7 protein-coding genes are annotated in these 6029 nt (G+C 41.5%); all 7 read left to right on the top strand.

The genetic code is table 11. The features are described 5' to 3' along the window. Positions 1-80: 80 nt before the first annotated feature. The 7 genes from NW212_RS14985 (at position 81) to NW212_RS14955 (ending at position 5788) form a co-directional block, all read left to right on the top strand. Positions 81-1547 carry a TolC family protein gene (locus NW212_RS14985; RefSeq protein WP_258339419.1) on the top strand — a complete coding sequence of 489 codons (1467 nt, stop codon included), beginning with the start codon at positions 81-83 and terminating at the stop codon, positions 1545-1547. 134 nt (positions 1548-1681) lie between these two features. Further along, complete coding sequence (locus NW212_RS14980) at positions 1682-2563, top strand: hypothetical protein (protein WP_258339418.1); 882 nt, start codon at positions 1682-1684, stop codon at positions 2561-2563. A 237-nt stretch (positions 2564-2800) separates the two neighbouring features. Further along, positions 2801-3832: a glycosyltransferase gene (locus NW212_RS14975; RefSeq protein ID WP_258339417.1), complete on the top strand. Its 1032-nt coding sequence runs from the start codon at positions 2801-2803 to the stop codon at positions 3830-3832. 31 nt (positions 3833-3863) lie between these two features. After that, entirely contained in the window at positions 3864-4478 is a 615-nt protein-coding gene (locus NW212_RS14970) for a hypothetical protein (protein ID WP_258339416.1), read from the top strand. Between the two features lie 153 nt (positions 4479-4631). Next, the gene (locus NW212_RS14965; RefSeq protein ID WP_258339415.1) at positions 4632-5123 is read left to right on the top strand and encodes a hypothetical protein; all 492 of its coding nucleotides are present in this window, start codon (positions 4632-4634) and stop codon (positions 5121-5123) included. A 68-nt stretch (positions 5124-5191) separates the two neighbouring features. Beyond that, a complete protein-coding gene (locus tag NW212_RS14960) occupies positions 5192-5557 on the top strand; it encodes a tetratricopeptide repeat protein (protein ID WP_258339414.1) in 366 nt (121 codons plus the stop codon). A gap of 21 nt (positions 5558-5578) precedes the next feature. Further along, the gene (locus NW212_RS14955; protein ID WP_258339413.1) at positions 5579-5788 is read left to right on the top strand and encodes a hypothetical protein; all 210 of its coding nucleotides are present in this window, start codon (positions 5579-5581) and stop codon (positions 5786-5788) included. Positions 5789-6029 lie beyond the last annotated feature (241 nt).

Here is a 6029-nt window from a genome sequence, read left to right as displayed (position 1 = left end):
TTTTATTATAATTAACATGGAAATATCCCATTATTCACTTTTTTGATTTATCTTTATAATATAAATATCTACAACACCTTATGAAAGGCGGTGCATTATATCTGTTTTTTTTGTGCCTGTTATTTCCAAGCCAGTTAACAGCGCAAGAATTATCTACCTTAAGATTGAATGAGGTATTGCACGTGTATGTTTTACAATCGCCTGTTGCACAAATAGAACAAAAAGAACATCAGAATGATCTGCTTCAATATGAAAATTATCGGAAAGGTCTCCTGCCTTCCGTTTCTTTTTCCTTCAACCCAGTAGCTTTCAATCGTTCATTGCGCCTGCTTCAAAGTCCGGAGGACGGCAGTTATTCATCGGTAGAAGATTATGCCAACAGCAGCTCGGCAGGCATCACAATCAGCCAACGTATCGGGTTTACAGGGGGAAGCCTCCAAATCGGTACAAATTTAAGCTACCTAAATGAATTTTCCGACAAGCGGCATAGCTTCACAACTTCTCCTTTCTTTGTTAGCTATTCCCAGCAACTATGGGGAGGCCGCAAATTGTTCCTTTTCGATAAAAAAATACAAGAAGCGGAACATAGCATCTCCATAAAGAAATATTGCTCCAAGATTTCTAAAATCCAAGAGGAAGCATTGGAGTTATTTTTCATAGCTTTATCTCATCAGCTGGAAAGTGAACTGACATTGCTCAACAGTGCTGCAAACGACACCTTGCTTTCTATTGCCAAGACTAAATTAACCCATGGACATATCACTGAATACGACTATCGGCAAGTGGAACTGCAAACGATTGAATTGCAACTTAACTACAGACTGGCACGGAAACAGTATAAAGAATCTTTCCGGGCCCTTTGCACATATTTAGGACTTGAGAGAAGCAGCGGTACACTAATTTTGCCTGACTTCGACCTGCCTTCTCTAATCGAACGCCAAGAGGTGGAATATTACGTGAAGCAGAATAATCCTACGTTGACAGAACAAGAAATGAACAGACTGGAAGCAGAAAAAGATTTTTTCAATGCCAAAATGGAAACGCGCTTCAATGGTAATCTCAGCCTGAATTATGGCATCAACCAATATGCCGAAAATTTTACAGACGCTTACCGCCATGCCAACAAGTTGCAAACGGTTACTCTCAGTTTCCAAATTCCCATCTGGCAATGGGGCATCAACCGAAATAAACGGAAGATAGCCCGCAACACCTATCAGGCACGTAATCTTGAGATAGAAAACACTATTCGCAAGTTTCGCGATGAGATAAAAGAATGCACCGACAACTATAATCATTCTGTCGGTTTATGGCAATTGTCCGAACGCGCTTATAAATTGTCACGCGAACAGTACCAGTTAGCCATCAAAAGTTTTGCACTGGGGCACGTATCTGTGTACGAATTGACCGACGCATTGCAAAAACAACACGAAACGATGCTGCAATTCTATTCAGCCATGCGAGACACCTATGCAGCTTACTATAGGTTGCGGGGAATGGCACTGTATGATTTCAAAGAGAAAAAGAACTTAGAGGAAATCTATCTATGAAACCATATTGCATCAATAAAGAGATTCTTGCGAAGATGAGCTATTACGTAGCGCTCAACGCATGTACTGTGGGGTTAAGTGGACTCTACAATGGCAAAGCCGGCATGTCTTTGACATTGTTCGAGGCTTCCCGCGTGCTTGCAGACGAATATCTGGAAGAACAAGCCAGCCAACTGTTGCAAGAAGCTTTATTGGTCAGAACTCAAGATATTAGCTTCGAGAACGGGTTGTCGGGCATTGGGTATACCGTACTGTATCTATTAGAAAACGGTTTTATAGAGACCGAGTTTGAAGATGTGTTTGGCAAGCAAGCTTTGACTATTTGCCAGCAGATAGGCAGGCAACAAAAACAATGCGAAGAAACTGGCAAACGCAGTCTTTACCCCGCCATTTATTTCCTGCACCATTATTCTAAATGGACAAACAAACCGGAAATCCGGGAATTGGAAGACAAGCTGTTCAGACGCATGTCGGAAGAACTGCTGCAGCAAGCATCACGGACAAACGCTTCTGCCGAAGAAATGGCACATTGGTTAGTTCTTTTCAAACAATACCTTTCCTTGTCGCTTTATTGCCGCAAGTTGTCACTCCAACCGGGTGAGTGGATGTCGCTATACGCATATGCACATGCCTGTGAATCTCAAGAACACATGTATTATATTGACTATGCCATTAGAAAGGTTGCCGAACAAGCATTCATCGATGATTTGCAAGTACAAGCTCGGTCGCATTTGGAGATTTCTGTATCCAAATTCGAATGGCAGAATTCTACTCTTGCCGCACAAGTAGATTTTTTGTTCCGACCGCTGCACGAACTGCCTTATCGGCAAAAAGCAGAAGAAATGCAGATGTGTTTCAGCGATGCAGATGCAGAATATTGGGAAGATTATCTGACAACTCATATACCAGCCTCTACCTTCTATGCCGGCTACCAACACGGAGTATCCCGTCTGATATTGTGGGCTGTGAACGATGCTACCGGAAGAAAAAGAAACGATGTATTACGACCTTTGTAACGATGGATTATGAAACAGATAAATCTATACTTGCTGGATATAAACAGTACGGAAGATACAACGGGAGTAAGCCGTTATTTACACGTACTGCAAGAAGGGCTACGCCACTATGCTTCCGTCCGCGTTTGCCGCATCGTGTTCCAATTCAGTCCGCGCGTAACGTTCGTTTCGATAAAAGAACTGCCGGAAGGCAAAAGACAGGTCATAATACCACTCCCGCAACATCCGGACGGTACAATGAACGAACCTTTCTGGATGGAACAGTACAACAAACTGGCATTCGGTCTTATAAAACAAGTATTTGTTGACGATGGCTGGCATATTTTGCACTTACATACGCTGAATTTGATTGACTTTGCCCTATTGGTAAAAAACCAGGTTCCAAATTGCCGCATTGTAACTCACCTGCACTGCATTCCTTGGAAAGGATTGTATAATAGAGACACACAACGCTTCAACCGACTCTACAAACAATTCTGCATTGACGGAATGCAACAACAAAAGGCAAGCATGGCAATGTCCTGCCATAACGAACTGAAAGCCTATGAGGAAGCAGACCATATCGTTTGCGTCACCGAAAACGGACATCGTTTCATAACGTCTCTGCTGGGTGAGAATGTAAACGTTTCTGTAATATACAATGGAATGCCCGATTTGAATCTGAATGATAACGCTTGCAGACGCAATGACAATCAGCGAGTACCTTTCCGCCTATTGTATGTAGGCTCTATATCTCCTTCCAAAGGCCTTGTATACATTTTACAGGCATTAAGAATGCTTCAGACAGAAGGCTACTGCTTGTCTCTGACTGTAGCAGGAAGAGGACAAAGCAATTACTTAGAAACATTACGAAAGGAATATGCAGATGTAGAAGCTGATTTTGTAGGAAGAATTTCCTTGGCAGAATTGAAAGAATACTACCAGACATGCGACGTGGGAGTCATAGCTTCCTTGCAGGAACAGTGCAGCTATGTAGCTATTGAGATGGCCATGTTCGCCCTGCCAATAGTTACTACAGGAATTGACGGCTTGGACGAAATGTTTGCCGATGAAGTAAATGCATTGAAAGTGCCGGTTAATTTTTCAGAAACAGAGGGACTAGCGGTAGATGTTATCCGGCTAAAAGAGCAAATCAAGCGATTAATCAATAATCCTTTATTACGGATGAAATTGGAACAAAATGCCCGCAAACTTTACGAGGAAAAGTTTTGTCTGAATACAATGGTAAAAAAGACTTTGGGGATTTATCAAAAGGTTACAATGAAGTAATATATGCCTAACATTTAAAAACGGAATTTTTATGAAAAAGATTACGAGAAAAAGTTTGGATGAGTTGGCTAAAATAATGCCGATCATCAATGAAACAGAGCAACGTACATACATAGGAGGGACAATGCCCCCAAGCGGACTGTATGGTTCTCAAACTTACACCTATCAAGAATATTTAGCTATGATGGCCAGCGGCTTATGGAATGGTGGATATGTTGAAGGCTTAGGAGTAATAGGGCCTGATGGAGGAAAAATAAGCGATGGAGGATATAATGTGAATGAAACTGTATCATATTTAACTTCTCATGCGCAATCAACCTCAACCCAGCAATGCGCAAAAGCTATACGACAGGCACTGGAAGCTGGTGGATTATTAACAAATGGTCATCCAATAGATGCGTGTGATTATGATACATGGCTACAAGAACGAGGCTTTTATACCGTGAGTTCTTCTATAACATCCGGGGTATATGTTCCTCAGGCTGGAGACATCGTAGTTTTTGAAGCAATAGAAGGACATCAACACGGGCATGTCGCTATGTATAATGGACAATATTGGATTTCGGATTTTGTACAACGAGACATGTATGGAGGACCTGCTTACCGTGAAAATCCAAATACGGAATATACGATATTAAGACGTTAAAAATGAGTTTAGATTGAATTAAATAAAAGATTAATTATCAGAATTTTTAATCCAATATTATAGAGTTTCCATAGCAGAATGCTTCTTTTATGTTATATAAGCTAACTATAAGAAGTTATAAAAAATCATTTGTCCAACTTAAAAACACCAATTATGAAAACGAAGTTCTTACTCTTGTTTTTGATTCTATTCCTCGCATCTGCTTCGCAAGGACAAACGGTACAAACAAGAAGTACAGTTGAAAGTCCGGAGGAAGCTTCAGCACCCGTAAGGATGCTGTACGATTTCTATAGGAAATATATGGAATACATGGCGGTCATGCCCCATTCGCAGGCTTTCGAGGATTCCCTGAAACGGGCCTGTCTTACCCCAAAAGCAATGGAGCAGGCAAGGAAGATGTCGCAGGAAAGCGGAGCAGATGCCCTTATCTGCGCACAAGATGCAAGCATGGACGGCATAGAGAGTATAAGAGTAGTCCATATACGAGGAAACAATTATGCGGTAATTTATCAAGACAAGTATGCCAAACGGGTTATACAGATACCTTTGACGGTGGAGCAGGTCGATGGACACTACATGATTAGCAACGTAGGGAAGGCTACCCGTACGGCATACTTTAAAGAAACTAATACCCATCTGCAATAAACCACAGTTGCAGATTTGTAAGATATTAATCGACTATTTTAGTAATGGCTAATCAAAATTTGAGCACAATGAAAACTTATGCAATTACCATCATTTTTGCTTTTTGCGCTTCTTTATTGGCGGCTCAAAACAGTTATTCTCCGAAGGCCCTTGCCAAAAACAACAGGACGGAACGCATGAGCATGCATTCGGATTCTTTGGAAACGGCTCTTAAACTTTTGGACGAAGCAATTGCCATAGACCCGTCGCTGGTAAACGCTTACGGCAACAAAGCCGACATCCTGGAGTCTTTGAAGTGTTCGGAAGAAGCCTTGCAGACCATTCTTGACGCAGAACAATATGTGGACAAACGTAATCCGTATTACTACTTAGGGAAAGATAACATATTGCTGAAGAACGGAAGAAACGGTGAAGCATCCGAAGCATATACCTAGTCGCTCCAGCTGTTCGAAGACATGCTGAAAAGCAAACCGACTTTGGAATCATTCATCAACTACGTTACCAACAAATATTTCGTGAACGGCATCGAACTGTCCTTGGCAGAAATAGAGAAACTGATGCCTACCACATTCTCTACCATGGAGAAAAAACAGGTGACAGATTTCTTTGAGCACATGGGCACTCCGGCACGGATAAAAGAAGCGTTACTTGCAAAAAGCAGATGAAAAAATGAAAATTTAGTTGTTTCATAAAATCTGAATGATTTCTTAGACAAGTATGGCAGCGATGGAATTACAATCACAATTAAATAACCCATAAACAATCACATCTATGAGACCTTTGTTATTATTCTTTGCAGCATTTGCTTTGTCGCTTTCAGCGAAAGCGCAGCAGAGTGCGTATGTTATGGTAGACACTGTACGACTGAATGCCGCCTACGAAGCCCTGATGAAGAAGGAGGATGCG

This window comes from Bacteroides sp. ET225 (assembly GCF_024733745.1).
In the GTDB taxonomy this organism is placed as follows: Bacteria; Bacteroidota; Bacteroidia; order Bacteroidales; family Bacteroidaceae; genus Phocaeicola; species Phocaeicola excrementipullorum.
This window is presented reverse-complemented; position numbering and strand designations above follow the sequence as displayed.